We start from the raw sequence: 18,322 nt of genomic DNA, 5'->3' as shown, positions 1-18,322 counted from the left end.
GTAACCGGGCTAGGGGGTGACGAGAACCTTGCAGTGGCGTTCGGGGTCGGCGAGGTCGTCAAAGGCGGCGCCGACCCCGGCCAGTTCCACCTCGCCGGTGATGAGCGGGCTGACGTCTATGAGTCCCTCGGCAAGTGCCCGCAGTGAAGTGGCGAACTCTTCGGGGTCATAGGCGAGCACAAACTGCACGTTGATCTCTTTGGTGATCGCGAAGAACGGATGCACGGTGTCGGGCTGCATGCATACCCCGGCGACGATCAACCGGGTGCCCGGACGTGCCCGCAGAATTACCTCGTCGATCATCCCCGGGACTCCCACCGCTTCAAACACCACGGTGGCCTTGACGTGCTCGAACGGTGACGAGACGGCCGGGTCGACCGTCTGGTGAGCTCCCATGATGCTGGCCAGCTCGCGCCGCTTCTGCGAAAAGTCGAATGCCACAATCGTTTCGACACCGCGCATCCGCAGGGCCGCGATGATCGCGATGCCGATGGGCCCGCAACCGAGCACCAGGGCGGTGTCGCCAACGGCGACGCCGGCCTTGTTCACCGCATGTAATCCCACCGCCATGGGTTCGGTCAGGGCGGCATCCCTGAAGTCCAGCCCGTTGGGGACGGGCAGCAGCAGCGGCGCCGAGAGCAACATCCGCTCGGCGTACCCGCCGATGGTGTCGTTGCTGGAGAAGATGGGCTCGACTCCCTTGGCGGACAGCAACACCGGGATGGACGTGACGAGCGTCCCCGCGGGGTAGGTGTCGGTGTCGGGTCCGGCCTCGATCACCTCGGCGCAGAACTCGTGGCCCATGAAGACATCACGGCTCAAGTCGGTGTTCGTGTAGCCGTCGCCGTGTGAGAGTCGCGAACTCATTGCCAACACTTCTGGCCCATGCGCGGCGAAATGTAGGTCCGATCCACAGATTCCGCATGCTCGCACTCCGACCAGCACCTGGCCCGGCCCGGGGGTGGGTTCGGCCACATCGTCGCGATAGGTCATGTGTCCATTGCGCAGCACGGACGCCCGCATCAGGTCTGACCTTCTCCGTGCTCGGTCACGTGTTCGGTAATTGCCGCTACCACGGCTTGACCGGCGCGGCCGATCAAGTCCTCACGCTTGTCCCTGGCCTATTCGTGCGAGGCGCGCGGCGCCTTGAGTTGTCCCTTGAAATACGGAATCACCTTGCGGGCAAACAGATCATAGGAATGGAAGGTCGCTTGCGGTGATGCCCAGTCATGCCCGAGTAGCAGCAGAGTCCCGAAGCCGCCCGAGCGATTGAGCAGATCTTCGATGTATGCGATCGCGTCCTCGGGGGTTCCGATGCAGCAATTTCCCTTGGCCGCATAGTCTTCGACGAACTCGCGAGTGCCTTCGGCGCCGTCCATCGCGTTGGACAGCGGAACGAACCCGGCCGCGCCGAAGTACTTCGAGAAATCCGGCAGCCCGTAGATGCAGTCTTGGATCGCCTGGTCGCGGGTATCCGACAGGTGCATGATGGACAGCACGCGCCAGTCGCGGCGGTTGGGCTCCGCCCGGCCGACCTTGGCGGCCTGCTCGCACACCACCTGCCAGGTGTTCTCGAGCGCCGCATAGCCGCCGGGCACCGACATCGACAGCGACAGCAGCGACGTACCCAGGCTGCCGGCCAGCCGCGGACCCGACGGCGAGATCATGGCTGCCGTCGAGATCTCGGGATAGGGCCAGGTGTACGGGCGGATGTGCAACTGCGCGTCGCGCAGGGTGAACCAATCGGAGTGGCGGTCGATGCGTTCACCCGGTGCGGCGCGCAGCAGAGCCAGGATCGCTTCCAGGGATTCCTGCATCATCCGGCGCTGGTCGATCGGATCGATGCCCATCATGTAGGCGTCCGATGGCAGCGCCCCCGGGCCCGTGCCGAACATGACCCGGCCCCGGGTGAGGTGATCGAGCAGCACCCATCGGTCGGCCACCATGAGCGGGTGGTGATACGGCAGCGACACCACCCCGGTGCCCAGCCGGATGTGCTTGGTCCGTTCGGCGGCGGCCGCAATGAACACTTCCGGGCAGGCGATCAGCTCGTAGCCGCCGGAATGGTGTTCACCAAACCAGGCCTCGTCGTAGCCGAGCCGGTCCAGGGCGACAACGCGCTCCATGTCGTATTCCAGAGCCACCGTCGGCGATTGGCCAGTCGGGTGAAACGGTGTGATGAAGACTCCGAATTTCAGCGGCGCATCGGTCACCATTGCACTCCTTTGAGGAAGTCGAGAAGTGTGGCGTTGACCTCGTCCGGCCGTTCCTGCTGCAGCCAGTGCCCGGCGCCCTCAACCATCACTTCGCGGTATGGACCGGTGATCACTTCCGATGCCCGATCGCTACGGGCGAAAGACAACACCGGATCCTTTGTGCCGGCCATGAACAACGACGGAACCGTGATGGTGGCGCCCTCGAGATCGGCGGTGGTTTTCCAGTTGCGGTCGAAATTGCGGTACCAGTTGAGCCCGCCGGTGAATCCGGTGCGGGTGAACTCGCTGATGTAATGATCCAGCTCGTCGCGACTGATCCAGCTGGGCGGCGCGTCGGGCTCCGTCAGTCGGTCGATGAAGCCCTCGGGGCCGGGGGCGACCATCCGCAGGGCCGCGCCCGGATCGGTCGGGGATCGTTGGCCGCCGATCATCCGGCGCATCGTGCGAGCCGGGTCACCATTGAGTTCGGCGTCGGCCACCCCGGGCTGCTGGAAATAGAGGATGTACTGGAAATAGAGGATGTAGAAGAAGTGCTCGCCGAAGCGCTGGCGGAATGCCTGGATTGGCGGCACCTGGGCGCGGGGCAGCACCGGAACCCTGAGGCCGGCGACCGCGGCGACGCGGTCGGGGTGCAGCAAGGGCGCATTCCACACGACGACAGCACCCCAGTCATGGCCCACCCAGGCGGCACGCTCGGCGCCGACGTCGTCGAGCAGGCCTAACAGGTCTGCGGTCAGCTGGTGGATGTCGTAGTCCTCGATCGCTTCGGGGCGAGAGGAACCCCCGTAGCCGCGTTGATCGGGGGCCAGCATGTGGTAGCCGGCCTCGGCAAGCACCGGGATCTGGTGCCGCCAGGAATAGGCCAGTTCGGGGAAGCCGTGGGCCAATATCACCACCGGCGCACCCCGCTCGCCGGCCTCGGTCACGCGCAACCGCACGCCGTTGGTGTCGACTAACCGCTCGGTTGATGTAGCCACCATTTCACCAAAGCACAACGCCACATCGGTGAGAAGGGCTTGTTGTTCAGGTTGGCCGCCGCCCGGCCGCGGTCCGCTTTGCCCGATCGTGCCCGCTGCGCAACCGCCGGTGTGAGCCATGCCTTTCGCCGGATTGCCGTGCTACTGCAACCATCCGGAACTACCGGTCGTTGGTCTAGCGGTAGCCTTGACATTTCCAGCTGCGTATTTGGAAGGACCAGGCCGGCACGGCCGAAGATTGATGAACCGAAAAAACGTGATCCGCACCGTGACGGCGGTCGCCTTGGTGGTGGTGCTCGGCTGGTCGTTCTTCTACTTCAGTGACGACACCCGCGGTTACAAGCCGGTCGACACCTCGGTGGCGATGTCGCAGATCAACGCCGACAACGTCAAGAGCGCGCAAATCGATGACCGTGAGCAGCAGCTGCGGCTGGTCTTGAAGAAGAGCAGCAGCGACACCGACGGTTCCGACAAGGTCATCACCAAGTACCCCACCGGTTACGCGGTCGACCTATTCAATGCCTTGACCGCCAAGAACGCCAAGGTCGCCACGGTGGTCAACCAGGGCAGCATCCTGGGCGAGCTGTTGGTTTACGTGCTGCCGCTGCTGCTGCTGGTAGGCCTTTTCGTGATGTTCTCCCGCATGCAGGGCGGCGCCCGGATGGGCTTCGGCTTCGGGAAATCGCGTGCCAAGCAACTGTCCAAGGACATGCCCAAGACCACATTCGCCGACGTCGCCGGCGTCGATGAAGCGGTCGAGGAGCTCTACGAGATCAAGGATTTCCTGCAGAATCCGTCCCGCTACCAGGCGCTGGGCGCCAAGATCCCCAAGGGCGTGTTGCTCTACGGCCCGCCGGGAACCGGTAAGACGTTGCTGGCTCGCGCCGTGGCGGGCGAGGCCGGGGTGCCGTTTTTCACCATTTCCGGATCCGACTTCGTCGAGATGTTCGTCGGGGTGGGTGCATCCCGGGTGCGGGACCTGTTTGAGCAGGCCAAACAGAACAGCCCATGCATCATCTTCGTTGACGAGATCGACGCGGTCGGCCGCCAACGCGGCGCCGGCCTCGGTGGCGGCCACGACGAGCGGGAACAGACCCTCAACCAGCTGCTGGTCGAAATGGACGGGTTCGGCGATCGCGCCGGCGTGATCCTGATTGCGGCCACCAACCGGCCCGACATTCTGGACCCGGCGCTGCTGCGTCCCGGTCGCTTTGACCGCCAGATCCCGGTCACCAATCCTGACCTCGCCGGACGCCGGGCGGTCCTTCGGGTGCATTCCAAGGGAAAGCCGATCGCTGACGGCGCTGACCTGGACGGGTTGGCAAAACGGACTGTCGGCATGACCGGGGCCGATCTGGCCAACGTCATCAACGAGGCGGCGCTGCTCACCGCCCGTGAGAACGGCACCGTCATTACCGGTCCCGCCTTGGAGGAGGCGGTAGACCGGGTCATCGGCGGCCCACGCCGCAAAGGGCGGATCATCAGCGAGCACGAGAAGAAGATCACCGCCTATCACGAGGGCGGTCATACCCTGGCGGCCTGGGCGATGCCCGACATCGATCCCGTTTACAAGGTCACCATCCTGGCCCGGGGACGAACCGGTGGTCATGCGGTAGCGGTGCCCGAGGAGGACAAGGGGCTGCGGACCCGTTCGGAGATGATCGCGCAGCTGGTCTTCGCGATGGGCGGGCGCGCCGCCGAGGAATTGGTGTTCCGGGAGCCGACCACGGGTGCGGTGTCCGATATCGAGCAGGCGACCAAGGTCGCTCGGGCGATGGTCACCGAGTACGGCATGAGCGCGCGGCTGGGCGCGGTCAAGTACGGCACCGAGCACGGTGACCCGTTCTTGGGCCGCTCCATGGGCACCCAGTCGGACTACTCGCACGAAGTCGCCCGCGAAATCGACGAAGAGGTGCGCAAGCTCATCGAGGCGGCCCACACCGAAGCCTGGGAGATTCTCACCGAATATCGCGACGTGCTCGACACCCTGGCCGGTCAGCTGCTGGAAAAGGAAACACTGCACCGGCCGGAGCTGGAGTCGATCTTCTCCGACGTCGAAAAGCGGCCCCGACTCACCATGTTCGACGATTTCGGCGGCCGGATTCCGTCGGACAAGCCGCCGATCAAGACACCGGGCGAACTGGCCATCGAGCGCGGTGAACCCTGGCCGCAGCCGATGCCGGAGCCGGCGTTCAAGCAAGCCATCGCGCAGGCTACCCAGGCGGCGCAGTCGGCCAGCGAAGGGACCGGCCGCGGCCCTAACGGCTCTCGAGGCGCCGACGCGCACCCCGGCAGCCATCCCGACTACGGCGCCCCGGCGGGCTGGCGCGCTCCCGGGTGGCCCCCGCCGTCGGAGCGGCCACAACCATCGGGCTATTCCCACGATCAGCCATCGGACACCGACGAGTCGTCCGAGCAGCAGGACAGGGACGTAAGCCGGTCCAACCCCCCGGCCCACGGCTGACGAACGGAGAGTTGCAATGACGCAGCTGGATTCCCGAACCGAGGCAACGACCACCCGGGCGTTCGACCAGCCGCGTGCCGAGGCCGCCGTCCGCGAGTTGTTGCTTGCGATCGGCGAGGACCCGGACCGGGGCGGTTTGCGCGACACCCCGGCCCGCGTGGCCCGCGCCTATCGCGAGATCTTCGCGGGGCTTTACACCGACCCCGACGCGGTACTGAACACCATGTTCGACGAAGACCACGACGAGCTGGTGCTGATCAAACAGATTCCCTTGTACTCGACGTGCGAGCACCACCTGGTCTCGTTCCACGGGGTGGCCCATGTCGGCTATATCCCGGGCCGGGATGGCCGGGTGACCGGGCTGTCCAAGATTGCCCGGCTGGTGGACCTCTACGCCAAGCGTCCTCAGGTGCAAGAGCGGCTCACCAGCCAGATCGCCGACGCCCTGGTCAAAAGGCTCGGGCCGCGCGGGGTGATCGTGGTGGTCGAAGCCGAGCACCTGTGCATGGCGATGCGCGGGGTCCGCAAACCCGGTGCGGTCACCACGACCTCGGCGGTGCGTGGGCAGTTCAAGACCGATGCCGCTTCTCGGGCCGAGGCGCTGGACCTCATCCTGCGTAAGTGAGTTCGCGGCCTGTGCAGGTTATGGGCGTATTGAATGTCACGAACGACTCGTTCTCCGACGGTGGGCGCTACTGCGACGAGGCCAAGGCCATCGAGCACGGTCTGGCGCTGGCGACCGAAGGTGCGGACATCATCGACGTCGGGGGGGAGTCGACTCGGCCGGGCGCCGCGCGGGTTGACCCGGCCGTCGAGGCGTCCCGCGTCTTGCCCGTCATCAAAGAACTGGCCGCGCGCGGTATCAAGGTCAGCATCGACACCACCCGCGCGGCCGTAGCGTGCGAGGCGCTGCACAACGGCGCGCAGATCGTCAACGATGTGTCCGGAGGGCGGGCCGATCCGGCAATGGCCCCGCTGGTCGCCGAAGCCGGTGTGCCGTGGGTGCTGATGCACTGGCGGCCGGTGTCCGACGACAACCCCCATCAGGTGCCGAACTACCGCGATGTGGTGGCCGAGGTGCGCGCCGAGCTGCTCGCCGCCGTGGATGATGCGATAGCCGCGGGCGTTGATCCATCGAATCTGATGATCGATCCCGGCCTCGGCTTCGCCAAGGCCGGACAGCATAATTGGACGCTGCTGCACGCCCTGCCGGAGTTGGTCGCCACCGGGATCCCGGTGCTGGTGGGAGCGTCTCGAAAGCGCTTCCTCGGGTCGTTGCTGGCCGGCCCGGATGGTGCGGTACGGCCGCCGGACGGGCGGGAAACGGCGACCGCGGTGATTTCCGCATTGGCGGCGCTGCACGGTGCATGGGGTGTGCGGGTGCATGATGTGCGGGCATCCGTCGACGCCCTCAAGGTCGTCGACGCGTGGCAGCGGGCGGAAAGGACTGGGCACGATGGCTGACCGAATCGAGTTGCGGGGCTTGATTGTTCATGGCCGCCATGGGGTCTATGACCATGAGCGGGTAGCCGGGCAACGGTTCGTCGTCGACATCACCATGTGGATCGACTTGGCCGACGCCGCCCGCAGCGACGATCTGGCCGACACCTATGACTATGCCCAATTGGCGCAGCGCGCGGCCGAGATCGTCGGCGGGCCGCCGCGCAACCTGATCGAGACGGTCGGTGCCGAGATCGCCGACGAGGTGATGAACGACGAACGGGTACATGCCGTCGAGGTGGTCCTGCACAAGCCGCAGGCCGCCATCGCGCAACCGCTGGCTGACGTGGCGGTGGTGACCCGGCGGTCGCGGCGCGGGGGGCGTGGTTCGGTGATCCCCGCGGACCGAGCGGTATGAGTTCGGTAGTGCTGTCGGTCGGTTCCAACCTGGGCGACCGCCTGGCGAACCTGCGTTCGGTGGTCGACGGACTCGGCGACACGTTGGTCGGGGCGTCGCGTGTCTATGAGACCGATCCGTGGGGTGGGGTGGCCCAGGAGCCGTTCCTCAACGTGGTGCTGATCGCAGACGATCCCGCTCGCGACGGCCATGCTTGGTTGCACCAAGCTCAGGAGTTCGAGCGGGCGGCCGGCCGGCAGCGTCTGCAGCGGTGGGGGCCGCGCACGCTCGACGTGGATCTGGTCGCCTGCTACCAGGCAGGCCCGGCCGGCCCTACCGAAGTGCGCTGCAACGACAGCATCCTGACGCTGCCACACCCATTGGCGCATCAGCGGGCCTTCGTCATGGTCCCTTGGCTCGACGTTGACCCCGCGGCCGAACTGACCGGACCGGAGGGCCCGCGCCCGGTCGCCGCGCTGCTGGCTGGGCTGCCACCGGCCGATCGGGCAAGTGTGCGGTTGACCTCGCTGACCGTGGCAGCCTGATGGGACCGACCCGTAGGCGCGACCTGGCCGCCGCCGCGATCGGGGCGGCGGTCGCCGGCTATCCGATGGTGCTGGTGTTGTTCCGGTCGTTTCCCCCGCTCACGGTGTGGACCGGGCTGTCACTGCTGGGGGTTGCGATCGCCGAGGCGCTGTGGGCCCGCTTCGTAAGAGCCAAGATCAACGATGGCGAGATAGGGGATGGATCCGGACAGCTGCATCCTCTGGCTGTGGCTCGCAGCCTGATGGTCGCCAAGGCATCGGCCTGGGTGGGTGCGCTGGTGCTGGGCTGGTGGATTGCGGTCTTGGTGTATCTGTTGCCGCGGCGGTCCTGGCTGCGGGTGGCGGCCGAAGATATGACCGGCGCCCTGGTGGCGGCCGCAAGCGCGCTGGCGTTGATCGTTGCCGCTTTGTGGCTGCAACATTGCTGCAAGTCGCCGCAGGAGCCGCCCGAGCGGGGCGAGGGCGCGGAAGGCTGACCACTCCCGCGGCCCGGCCCGCCGGCGTTGCTGGCTGCGGCACGGACTTTGCCGGAGAATCGCCGGACCGGCGCGACACGTGGATGCAGGTCGCGCGGGTACAGTCAGGCCATGACCGTTCTGTCCCGCGGCGCCCGGGTCCGGCGCGGCGGCCGCAGGCCGGGTTGGGTGCTATTGACGACGTTGCTGGTTCTGGCAATTGGAGCTAGTTCGGCACTGGTTTTCACCAATCGGGTGGAACTGCTCAAGCTCGCCGTGGTCCTCGCGCTGTGGGCCGCGGTCGCTGGTGCGTTTGTGTCGGTGCTCTATCGTCGCCAGGCCGAAGCGGATCAGGCGCGGGCGCGCGACATGAAGCTCGTCTACGATCTGCAGCTGGATCGCGAGATCTCGGCCCGCCGCGAATACGAGCTGGCGGTGGAGTCGCAGTTGCGTCGCGAGCTCGCCGCCGAGTTGCGGGGCGCGGCCGCCGACGAGGTGGCAGCGTTGCGCGCCGAATTAGCTTCGCTGCGAACCAGTCTGGGAATCTTGTTCGATGCGGACCTAGAACAGCGCCCGGCGCTGGAGACGGTGGACAGGGAGTCGCGCACCGCCCGCGCTGTTGCCGATCGGCTCCAAAACGGCGAGAGTCCAGCCACCGACTGGCTGCCCAGTGACCGGATTGCCATGGCCCGTCGAGACGAAAATCTCAACCGCGCCGAGGAGGCGATCATCGATGTGCCGGAGGTAGGCGTGCCGCCGCTGGACGAGCGTGACGTGCAGCCGGGTGGGGGACCGTTTCTGCAGCCCCCGCCGCCCGCGCCTCCGGGCCCCGGACACCCCGCCGAGTGGGTCTGGCCGCCCCAGGAGGCTGCGCCGGTTCAGCCTGACCTGCACTACGAGCCGCATCGTCGACCGCCGCCCGCGCCACCAGTACCCAATGCCGAACCCTCGCCTTGGCGACCGGTTGCCGCGGACGGACAGTGGTTGCCCCCCGGCGCTCCGGGCAGCCACTGGGTGGCCGAGGAGGCGGTTGGCGCCGAAACGCAGGACCGGTCTTCGGGTCGACGTCGCCGTGCCCGGCACTACGGTTCCGACGAGGACCAAGGTGACATCGGTGAGTTCGACCGGGAATACGGCGGCAGACGGTCGCGATCTCGTCATTCCACCGACTACCGCGACTATGGGGTGGGCCGCCTGGGAGCGGGGCCGCCTCCAGGCCCCGGACCAGCCCAACCGCCACCAATGGCACCCGCTGCACCGCCGTGGCCGGGCCCCCAGCCCGCCGAGCCCGCGGCGCCCCGGTTGGCCCCGCCGCCCGCACCCGACCTTGCCTCCCGTCATCGCCGCCCGGAAGAAGAACGCGGCGATGTGGCGGGCTCGCATGACTCTGACTCGCAAAGCGGTGGTCAGTCCGTCGCTGACCTGATGGCACGGTTGCAGGTGCAGCCTTCCGGCGGCGGCCGGCGCCGGCGCCGTGACGGCTGAAATGGGCGTCGACCAACAAATCGACTACAGTCTTAGTGACCGTCCGGTACCCGGTCATCCACGGGACTGGAACGAACGAAGAAACCTGTGAGGTCGTCTGCGATGGTGCAGCTCGGCGGTTTGCGCCCGGCCAGGCTCAAGGTGGGGATCATCTCGGCCGGCCGGGTAGGCACCGCCCTGGGGTTCGCGCTAGAGCGCGCCGATCATGTCGTGGTGGCATGCAGCGCCATTTCGCACGCGTCGCTGCAGCGGGCGCAGCGCCGGTTGCCCGATACCCCGGTGCTGCCGCCGCCGGATGTCGCCGCATCGGCCGAGTTGCTGGTGCTGGCCGTCACCGACAGTGAACTGGCGGGTCTGATATCGGGTCTGGCCGCCACGTCGGCGGTGCGGCCGGGCACCATCGTGGCGCACACATCCGGCGCCAACGGGATTGGCATCTTGGAGCCCCTGACTGCGCAGGGTTGCATACCGCTGGCCATTCATCCGGCGATGACCTTCACCGGCTCCGACGAAGACATCAATCGGCTGCCCGATACCTGCTTCGGAATCACCGCGGCTGACGACGTCGGGTATGCGATCGCCCAATCGCTGGTGCTGGAGATGGGCGGCGAACCGTTCTGCGTGGGCGAGGAAAGCCGCGTACTCTACCACGCGGCCCTCGCACATGCGAGTAACCACCTCGTCACCGTGCTCGCCGATGCCCTCGAGGCCTTGCGCACCGCCTTGCGTGGACAAGAACTGCTCGGCCAGCAATGCGTCGACAACCAGCCCGGCGGTATCGCGGAACGCATCGTCGGACCGCTAGCCCGAGCGGCCCTGGAAAACACGCTGCAGCGGGGTCAGGCCGCGCTGACCGGGCCGATCGCGCGCGGTGACGCCGCCGCGGTCGCCGGCCACCTGGCCGCGCTCACCGAAGCGGACCCGCAACTGGCGCAGGCGTATCGGGTGAACGCCCTGCGCACCGCCATGCGGGCGCATGTACCGGGGGATGTGGTGGAGGTCTTGACGCCATGAGAGCGAATGCCGGCCGGGCGCCCGTCTTCAAGCCGGGCGAACTCAACATCTACTCGGCGCCGCGTGACGTCGGCGAGGTCAGCCGGGCGCTGCGCCACACCGGCCGCCGGGTGATGTTGGTCCCCACGATGGGGGCCCTGCACGAGGGCCATCTGGCGCTGGTGCGGGCGGCCAAACGCACGCCCGGTGCGGTGGTCGTGGTGTCGATTTTCGTCAACCAGCTGCAGTTCGGTGCCGGCGAGGATCTGGACGCCTACCCACAAACCCTCGATCAGGATCTGGCGAAACTGCGGGCCGAAGGTGTGGAAATCGCGTTCACCCCGACCGCGGCGACCATGTACCCCAACTGTCTACGCACCACCGTGCAACCCGGCCCACTGGCCGCCGAACTCGAAGGCGGTTCGCGACCAACCCATTTCGCCGGGGTGCTGACCGTGGTGCTCAAGCTGCTACAGATCGTGGCTCCCGACCGGGCGTTCTTCGGTGAGAAGGATTACCAGCAGCTGGTGCTCATCCGGCAGATGGTTGCCGACCTCAACGTCAACGTGCAGGTGATCGGCGTGCCGATCGTGCGTGAACACGACGGACTGGCGATGTCGTCGCGCAATCGCTATCTGGACCCGGCGCAACGGGAAGCGGCCATCGCGCTCTCGGCGGCGCTGACGGCCGGGGCACATGCGGCGACCGCCGGTGTCCAGGCTGCGCTGGATGCGGCGCGCGGTGTGCTCGAGGCCGTCCCCGGGATCGTGGTCGACTATGTGGAACTGCGCGACGGCGAGCTCGGCCCGGTTTCCCCCAGCGGATCTGGCCGGTTGCTGGTCGCCGTCCGGTTCGGCACCACCCGGCTGCTCGACAACGTGGCAATTGAGATCGAAAGTATCGCCGGCACCGACGGGCAGCCTGTCGGGCCGGACGGGCGTGTCCAATCACCTTGGAGGAATTGATGTTACGGACAATGTTGAAGTCGAAGATTCACCGCGCCACCGTCACGCAGGCCGACCTGCACTACGTCGGGTCGGTGACCATCGATGCCGACCTGATGGACGCCGCGGATCTGCTCGAAGGTGAACAGGTGACCATCGTCGACATCGATAACGGTGCTCGCTTGGTCACGTATGCGATCACCGGCGAACGCGGTAGTGGCGTAATCGGGATCAACGGTGCCGCGGCGCATCTCGTACACCCCGGCGATCTGGTGATCCTGATCGCCTACGGGACCATGCAGGATGCCGAGGCACGCGGCTACCAGCCGCGGATCGTGTTCGTCGACGCTGACAACAAGCAGATCGACGTGGGCCACGACCCGGCTTTTGTGCCCGCATTCGACATTCCCGGGGCGGAGGAGCTGTTGAATCCGCGGATCGGTGCGCGGTAACCGTGCTGCTGGCGATCGACGTCCGCAACACCCACACCGTTGTCGGTCTGCTGTCGGGGGCCAAACAGCACGCAAAGGTCGTGCAGCAATGGCGGATACGGACCGAATCCGAAGTCACCGCCGATGAATTGGCACTGACGATCGACGGGTTGATCGGCGAGGATTCCGAGCGGCTCACCGGTGCGACCGGGTTGTCCACGGTCCCGTCGGTGTTGCATGAGGTGCGGATCATGCTGGAGCAGTATTGGCCGTCGGTCCCGCACGTGCTGATCGAACCTGGGGTACGCACCGGTATTCCGCTGCTGGTCGACAACCCCAAAGAAGTGGGTGCCGACCGGATCGTCAACTGCCTGGCGGCATATCAGCAGTTCGCAAAGGCGGCCATTGTCGTCGATTTCGGATCATCGATATGCGTGGACGTGGTGTCGGCCAAAGGCGAATTCCTGGGAGGGGCGATCGCACCCGGCGTTCAGGTTTCTTCGGATGCCGCCGCGGCCCGTTCGGCGGCACTTCGGCGCGTCGAGTTGGCCCGGCCGCGCTCGGTGGTGGGTAAGAACACGGTGGAATGCATGCAGGCTGGTGCGGTATTCGGTTTTGCCGGGCTGGTTGACGGCCTGGTGGCGCGGATTCGTGAGGACGTTAAGGGTTTTTCAGCCGACGACGATGTCGCGGTGGTGGCGACCGGGCACACCGCGCCGCTGCTGCTGCCCGAACTGCACAGCGTCGAACACTTCGACGAGCACCTGACCCTCCATGGATTACGGCTGGTCTTCGAGCGCAATCGGGAGGCTCAGCGCGGTCGGCTGAAGCCGGCGCGCTAGCCGCCACCCGGCGACCATGCGTCCCGGTCGATTCCGGTCGGGAGCAATCTTTAGGGCGGGTTTCGCGCGCCCGGTGCCCGCGCGATGAGTGCTCAGGCGAGTTCATTTAAGCTGGCACGTCGTGAGCTCCGCCGAGTCAGACATTCCCGAGCAGTTCCGAATCCGTCGGGACAAGCGTGCTCGGTTATTGGCAGAGGGGTATGACCCCTATCCGGTAGCCATCGAACGCACTCACACGTTGGCCGAGATTCGTGCCACCTATGCCGACCTACCGACAGATTCGGCGACCGAGGACATCGTCGGTGTCGCGGGTCGAGTGGTGTTCGCGCGTAACACCGGGAAACTGTGTTTTGCGACACTGCAGGACGGCGACGGCACCCAGCTGCAGGCGATGATCAGCCTCGACAAGGTGGGCGGCGAATCGCTGGACAGGTGGAAGGCCGACGTCGACATCGGTGACGTCGTCTACGTGCACGGCACCGTGATCAGCTCCCGTCGGGGCGAACTATCGGTGCTCGCCGATTCCTGGCGGATGGCTGCCAAGGCCTTGCGGCCGCTGCCGGTCGCACACAAGGAGATGAGCGAGGAGTCGCGGGTTCGTCAGCGCTACGTCGATTTGATCGTGCGTCCGCAGGCGCGGGAGGTCGCGCGACAGCGGATTGCGGTAATCCGTGCGGTGCGTAATGCGCTGGAGCGGCGCGGGTTTCTCGAAGTCGAAACGCCAATGTTGCAGACCTTGGCCGGCGGCGCTGCGGCGCGGCCGTTCGTCACCCATTCCAATGCCCTCGACATCGATCTTTACCTGCGTATCGCGCCGGAACTGTTCCTCAAGCGTTGCATCGTGGGCGGTTTCGACAGGGTCTTTGAACTAAATCGGGTGTTCCGAAACGAAGGGTCTGATTCCACCCATTCCCCGGAATTCTCCATGCTGGAGACCTATCAGACCTATGGAACCTATGACGATTCGGCCCTGATCACCAGAGAGCTTATTCAAGAAGTTGCTGACGAGGCGATCGGAACCAGGCAACTCCCGATGCCTGACGGCAGCGTGTACGACATCGACGGAGAATGGGCGACTATCGAGATGTATTCCTCCTTGTCGGAGGCACTGGGGGAACAGATCACGCCAGAGACGACGGTTGCTCGCTTACGTGACATCGCAAGCGGACTTGACGTAGAGATTGATAACAGTGTTTTTGGTCACGGCAAACTTGTCGAGGAACTCTGGGAACATGCTGTCGGCAACAAGTTGACGGCGCCCACATTTGTCAAGGATTTCCCAGTCGAGACAACGCCATTGACTCGTCAGCACCGCAGTATCCCCGGAGTAACCGAGAAGTGGGATCTCTACGTGCGCGGAGTGGAACTGGCTACCGGGTACTCGGAATTAAACGATCCCGTCGTCCAGCGGGACAGATTCTCTGATCAGGCGCGTGCGGCGGCCGCTGGTGACGACGAGGCGATGCAACTTGACGAAGATTTTCTGACGGCTCTGGAGTACGGGATGCCCCCGTGTACTGGAACTGGAATGGGCATCGATCGGTTGTTGATGTGTTTGACCGGACTGTCAATTAGGGAGACAGTTTTGTTCCCGATTGTTCGCCCTCACTCCAACTGAACTGCCGGTGGTTGTGTCTGGATTGAGAATTTTGCTTACTTATGGCACATTGGTGCGCGGGGAGACTATCCATCCTGTATTGCGACGCATAGGAAGAAACGCGAGGGTAAGCCAATGGCTAAGAAAGTTACCGTCACCTTGGTCGACGATTTCGACGGTGCCGGTGCTGCTGACGAAACGGTTGAATTCGGGCTTGACGGAGTGACCTACGAGATTGACCTTTCTTCCAAGAATGCCGCGAAACTGCGCGGTGATCTGAAGCAATGGGTTGCGGCGGGTCGGCGCGTCGGTGGCCGGCGACGTGGGCGTTCGGGATCCGGACGTGGCCGCGGCGCTATCGACCGCGAGCAAAGCGCGGCCATCCGGGAATGGGCACGCCGTAATGGGCACAATGTGTCGACCCGTGGCCGTATCCCGGCCGACGTCATCGACGCATTCCACGCTGCCGGTTCATAGCGATCTCGATCTATTACCGTCGCCCAGGCTTAGCCTGGGCGACGGTGCTATGTCATTTTCGCTCGTGGCGAAACCGATCTTCGGCCGACACGGGAAACACTTCGGCGGTTTTCCTCGTTAACGTGTTGCGGTTCTGTTGTAGCAGGAAGAAAACGAGGCCGGCGCGGCTTCTCGGGCGCCGGGTCTGGGTCACGGGTGTATCTGATTCGGGTGATTCGGGCCCCACACCGGAGTTGCAGCCGGGAACCGCACGGCACTGCAAGGTTGTTATGAAGCCTGGCAGGCCGACCATTACAGTGGACTGCAGGTACGCGGGGCCGAGCTGGACTGGTTCAGGACCGACCAAAGTACCGATGAGGGAGAGCAGGTAACCGCCGATGTTCGAACGTTTTACCGACCGTGCCCGCCGGGTCGTTGTCCTGGCGCAAGAAGAGGCCCGGATGCTGAACCACAACTACATCGGCACCGAGCACATTCTGCTGGGGCTAATCCATGAAGGCGAAGGCGTTGCGGCCAAGTCGCTGGAGTCGCTCGGGATCTCGCTGGAAGGTGTGCGCAGCCAGGTCGAAGAGATCATCGGCCAGGGCCAGCAGGCACCGTCCGGGCACATCCCGTTCACTCCGCGCGCCAAGAAAGTGCTCGAACTCAGCCTGCGCGAGGCGCTGCAGCTCGGCCACAACTACATCGGTACCGAGCACATCCTGCTCGGCCTGATTCGCGAGGGCGAGGGTGTGGCCGCCCAGGTGCTGGTCAAGCTGGGCGCCGAACTGACCCGGGTGCGCCAGCAGGTGATCCAGCTGCTGAGCGGCTACCAGGGCAAGGAGGCCGCCGAGGCAGGCACTGGCGGCCGGGGAGGGGAGTCCGGCTCTCCCTCCACGTCGCTGGTTCTCGACCAGTTCGGCCGCAACCTGACCGCGGCTGCCATGGAAGGCAAACTGGACCCGGTCATCGGCCGCGAGAAGGAAATCGAGCGGGTCATGCAGGTGCTCTCCCGGCGCACCAAGAACAACCCGGTGCTCATCGGCGAGCCCGGCGTGGGCAAGACCGCTGTGGTCGAGGGCTTGGCGCAGGCCATCGTGCACGGCGAGGTGCCCGAGACGCTGAAGGACAAGCAGCTCTACACGCTGGACCTCGGCTCGCTGGTCGCGGGTTCGCGCTACCGCGGTGACTTCGAGGAACGCCTGAAGAAGGTGCTCAAGGAGATCAATACCCGCGGCGACATCATCCTGTTCATCGACGAGCTGCACACGCTGGTCGGGGCGGGTGCCGCCGAGGGCGCGATCGATGCCGCAAGCATCCTCAAGCCCAAGCTGGCTCGCGGCGAGCTGCAGACGATCGGTGCCACCACCCTCGACGAGTACCGCAAGTACATCGAGAAGGACGCCGCGCTGGAGCGCCGTTTCCAGCCGGTGCAGGTGGGTGAGCCGACGGTCGAGCACACGATCGAGATTCTCAAGGGTCTGCGGGACCGCTACGAGGCGCACCACCGTGTGTCGATCACCGATTCCGCGATGGTGGCCGCCGCGACGCTGGCCGACCGCTACATCAACGACCGGTTCCTGCCGGACAAGGCGATCGACCTGATCGATGAGGCGGGCGCCCGGATGCGGATCCGCCGCATGACCGCGCCGCCAGACCTGCGCGAGTTCGACGAGAAGATCGCCGACGCGCGCCGGGAGAAGGAATCGGCGATCGATGCCCAGGACTTCGAGAAGGCGGCGAGCCTGCGCGACCGGGAGAAGCAACTGGTGGCGCAGCGTGCCGAGCGTGAAAAGCAATGGCGTTCGGGCGATCTTGACGCGGTCGCCGAAGTCGATGACGAACAGATCGCCGAAGTGCTGGGCAACTGGACTGGCATCCCGGTGTTCAAGCTCACCGAGGCGGAGACCACCCGCCTGCTGCGGATGGAAGACGAGCTGCACAAGCGGATCATCGGCCAGGAAGACGCGGTCAAGGCGGTCTCCAAGGCGATCCGCCGCACCCGCGCGGGGCTGAAGGACCCGAAGCGCCCGTCGGGCTCGTTCATCTTCGCAGGCCCGTCCGGTGTCGGTAAGACCGAGCTATCCAAGGCGCTGGCCAACTTCTTGTTCGGTGACGACGACGCGCTCATCCAGATCGACATGGGCGAGTTCCACGACCGGTTCACCGCGTCCCGGCTCTTCGGTGCTCCGCCCGGATATGTCGGCTACGAAGAGGGCGGCCAGCTCACCGAGAAGGTGCGGCGCAAGCCGTTCAGCGTGGTGCTCTTCGATGAGATCGAGAAGGCACACCAGGAGATCTACAACAGTCTGTTGCAGGTCCTCGAGGACGGCCGGCTCACCGACGGTCAGGGCCGCACGGTCGACTTCAAGAACACCGTGCTGATCTTCACGTCGAATCTGGGGACATCCGATATTTCCAAGCCCGTCGGCCTCGGGTTCAGCCAGACTGGCGGCGAGAACGACTACGAGCGGATGAAGCAGAAGGTCAACGACGAACTCAAGAAGCACTTCCGGCCGGAGTTCCTCAACCGCATCGACGACATCATCGTCTTCCACCAGCTGACTCGCGACGAGATCATCCGGATGGTCGACCTGATGATCGGCCGCGTCGCCAACCAGCTCAAGAGCAAGGACATGGCGCTCGAGCTGACCGACAAGGCAAAGTCGCTGCTGGCCAAGCGCGGTTTCGACCCGGTCTTGGGTGCTCGTCCGCTGCGGCGAACCATTCAGCGTGAGATCGAGGACCAGCTCTCGGAGAAGATCCTCTTCGAGGAGGTCGGTCCGGGACAGGTCGTCACCGTCGACGTCGACTACTGGGACGGCGAGGGCGCCGGTGAGGACGCGAAATTTACGTTCACCGGTACCCGCAAGCCGCCGAGTGAGCCGGACCTGGCAAAGGCCGGAGCACACAGCGCCGGGGGACCTGGGCCCACCGAGCAGTAACCGAACACTCTGAAAACATATGACGGGCTTGCCTCTGGCAGGCCCGTCAAATGTTAAGCGGACGTTGCGAGCTGCTTCCGATTTCCTGAAAGTTCGTTGAAGCTCCGCCTATCGCGGCGGGACATGGCGATACGT

At 65.5% G+C, this 18,322-nt stretch carries 16 protein-coding genes and 1 pseudogene; 14 read left to right on the top strand and 3 right to left on the bottom strand.

The window, feature by feature from the left end; all coding sequences use genetic code 11:
• Positions 1–9: 9 nt before the first annotated feature.
• The 3 genes and pseudogenes from G6N41_RS02720 to G6N41_RS02710 form a co-directional block, all read right to left on the bottom strand.
• Entirely contained in the window at positions 10–1,023 is a 1,014-nt protein-coding gene (locus G6N41_RS02720; protein ID WP_198966529.1) for a zinc-binding dehydrogenase, read from the bottom strand.
• Positions 1,023–2,216: pseudogene (locus tag G6N41_RS02715) on the bottom strand (LLM class flavin-dependent oxidoreductase). Before G6N41_RS02715 ends, G6N41_RS02720 begins: the two are co-directional and overlap by 1 nt.
• Entirely contained in the window at positions 2,210–3,193 is a 984-nt protein-coding gene (locus G6N41_RS02710; RefSeq protein ID WP_198966528.1) for an alpha/beta fold hydrolase, read from the bottom strand. Before G6N41_RS02710 ends, G6N41_RS02715 begins: the two are co-directional and overlap by 7 nt.
• A 241-nt stretch (positions 3,194–3,434) precedes the next feature.
• On the opposite strand from G6N41_RS02710, the gene ftsH reads away from it, so the two are divergent.
• From ftsH to clpC1, 14 genes are all read left to right on the top strand, one after another.
• Positions 3,435–5,657: an ATP-dependent zinc metalloprotease FtsH gene (gene ftsH / locus G6N41_RS02705; RefSeq protein ID WP_198966527.1), complete on the top strand. Its 2,223-nt coding sequence runs from the start codon at positions 3,435–3,437 to the stop codon at positions 5,655–5,657.
• A 16-nt stretch (positions 5,658–5,673) separates the two neighbouring features.
• The gene (gene folE, locus G6N41_RS02700; protein ID WP_020730870.1) at positions 5,674–6,282 is read left to right on the top strand and encodes a GTP cyclohydrolase I FolE; all 609 of its coding nucleotides are present in this window, start codon (positions 5,674–5,676) and stop codon (positions 6,280–6,282) included.
• The gene (gene folP / locus G6N41_RS02695; protein WP_117406587.1) at positions 6,279–7,121 is read left to right on the top strand and encodes a dihydropteroate synthase; all 843 of its coding nucleotides are present in this window, start codon (positions 6,279–6,281) and stop codon (positions 7,119–7,121) included. The genes folE and folP overlap by 4 nt, the downstream gene beginning before the upstream one ends.
• A complete protein-coding gene (folB, locus tag G6N41_RS02690; RefSeq protein WP_012396630.1) occupies positions 7,114–7,515 on the top strand; it encodes a dihydroneopterin aldolase in 402 nt (133 codons plus the stop codon). The genes folP and folB overlap by 8 nt, the downstream gene beginning before the upstream one ends.
• Positions 7,512–8,039, top strand: a complete 528-nt coding sequence (gene folK, locus G6N41_RS02685; RefSeq protein WP_198966526.1) for a 2-amino-4-hydroxy-6-hydroxymethyldihydropteridine diphosphokinase — start codon at positions 7,512–7,514, stop codon at positions 8,037–8,039. The genes folB and folK overlap by 4 nt, the downstream gene beginning before the upstream one ends.
• Positions 8,039–8,515 (top strand): DUF3180 domain-containing protein, encoded by a 477-nt coding sequence (locus G6N41_RS02680; protein ID WP_012396628.1) that lies wholly within the window; start codon positions 8,039–8,041, stop codon positions 8,513–8,515. The genes folK and G6N41_RS02680 overlap by 1 nt, the downstream gene beginning before the upstream one ends.
• 111 nt (positions 8,516–8,626) lie before the next feature.
• A complete protein-coding gene (locus tag G6N41_RS02675) occupies positions 8,627–9,979 on the top strand; it encodes a DUF6779 domain-containing protein (protein WP_198966525.1) in 1,353 nt (450 codons plus the stop codon).
• Positions 9,980–10,081: 102 nt separating this feature from the next.
• Positions 10,082–10,993, top strand: coding sequence for a Rossmann-like and DUF2520 domain-containing protein (locus G6N41_RS02670; protein WP_198967688.1), 912 nt, complete (start codon positions 10,082–10,084; stop codon positions 10,991–10,993).
• Positions 10,990–11,937: a pantoate--beta-alanine ligase gene (gene panC, locus G6N41_RS02665; RefSeq protein WP_198966524.1), complete on the top strand. Its 948-nt coding sequence runs from the start codon at positions 10,990–10,992 to the stop codon at positions 11,935–11,937. Before G6N41_RS02670 ends, panC begins: the two co-directional genes overlap by 4 nt.
• Positions 11,937–12,368, top strand: a complete 432-nt coding sequence (gene panD / locus G6N41_RS02660) for an aspartate 1-decarboxylase (protein WP_036456731.1) — start codon at positions 11,937–11,939, stop codon at positions 12,366–12,368. Before panC ends, panD begins: the two co-directional genes overlap by 1 nt.
• 2 nt (positions 12,369–12,370) lie before the next feature.
• Entirely contained in the window at positions 12,371–13,189 is an 819-nt protein-coding gene (locus G6N41_RS02655) for a type III pantothenate kinase (RefSeq protein ID WP_012396623.1), read from the top strand.
• Positions 13,190–13,310: 121 nt separating this feature from the next.
• Positions 13,311–14,807 carry a lysine--tRNA ligase gene (gene lysS / locus G6N41_RS02650; RefSeq protein ID WP_198966523.1) on the top strand — a complete coding sequence of 499 codons (1,497 nt, stop codon included), beginning with the start codon at positions 13,311–13,313 and terminating at the stop codon, positions 14,805–14,807.
• A gap of 114 nt (positions 14,808–14,921) precedes the next feature.
• Positions 14,922–15,263: a histone-like nucleoid-structuring protein Lsr2 gene (gene lsr2 / locus G6N41_RS02645; RefSeq protein ID WP_011741818.1), complete on the top strand. Its 342-nt coding sequence runs from the start codon at positions 14,922–14,924 to the stop codon at positions 15,261–15,263.
• Positions 15,264–15,640: 377 nt separating this feature from the next.
• Complete coding sequence (gene clpC1, locus G6N41_RS02640; protein ID WP_198966522.1) at positions 15,641–18,187, top strand: ATP-dependent protease ATP-binding subunit ClpC; 2,547 nt, start codon at positions 15,641–15,643, stop codon at positions 18,185–18,187.
• Positions 18,188–18,322: the final 135 nt, after the last annotated feature.

This window comes from Mycobacterium shottsii, assembly GCF_010728525.1.
In the GTDB taxonomy this organism is placed as follows: domain Bacteria; phylum Actinomycetota; class Actinomycetes; order Mycobacteriales; family Mycobacteriaceae; genus Mycobacterium; species Mycobacterium marinum.
Note: the sequence above shows the minus strand (reverse complement) of the source record. Positions and strands in the feature narration are given on the sequence as shown.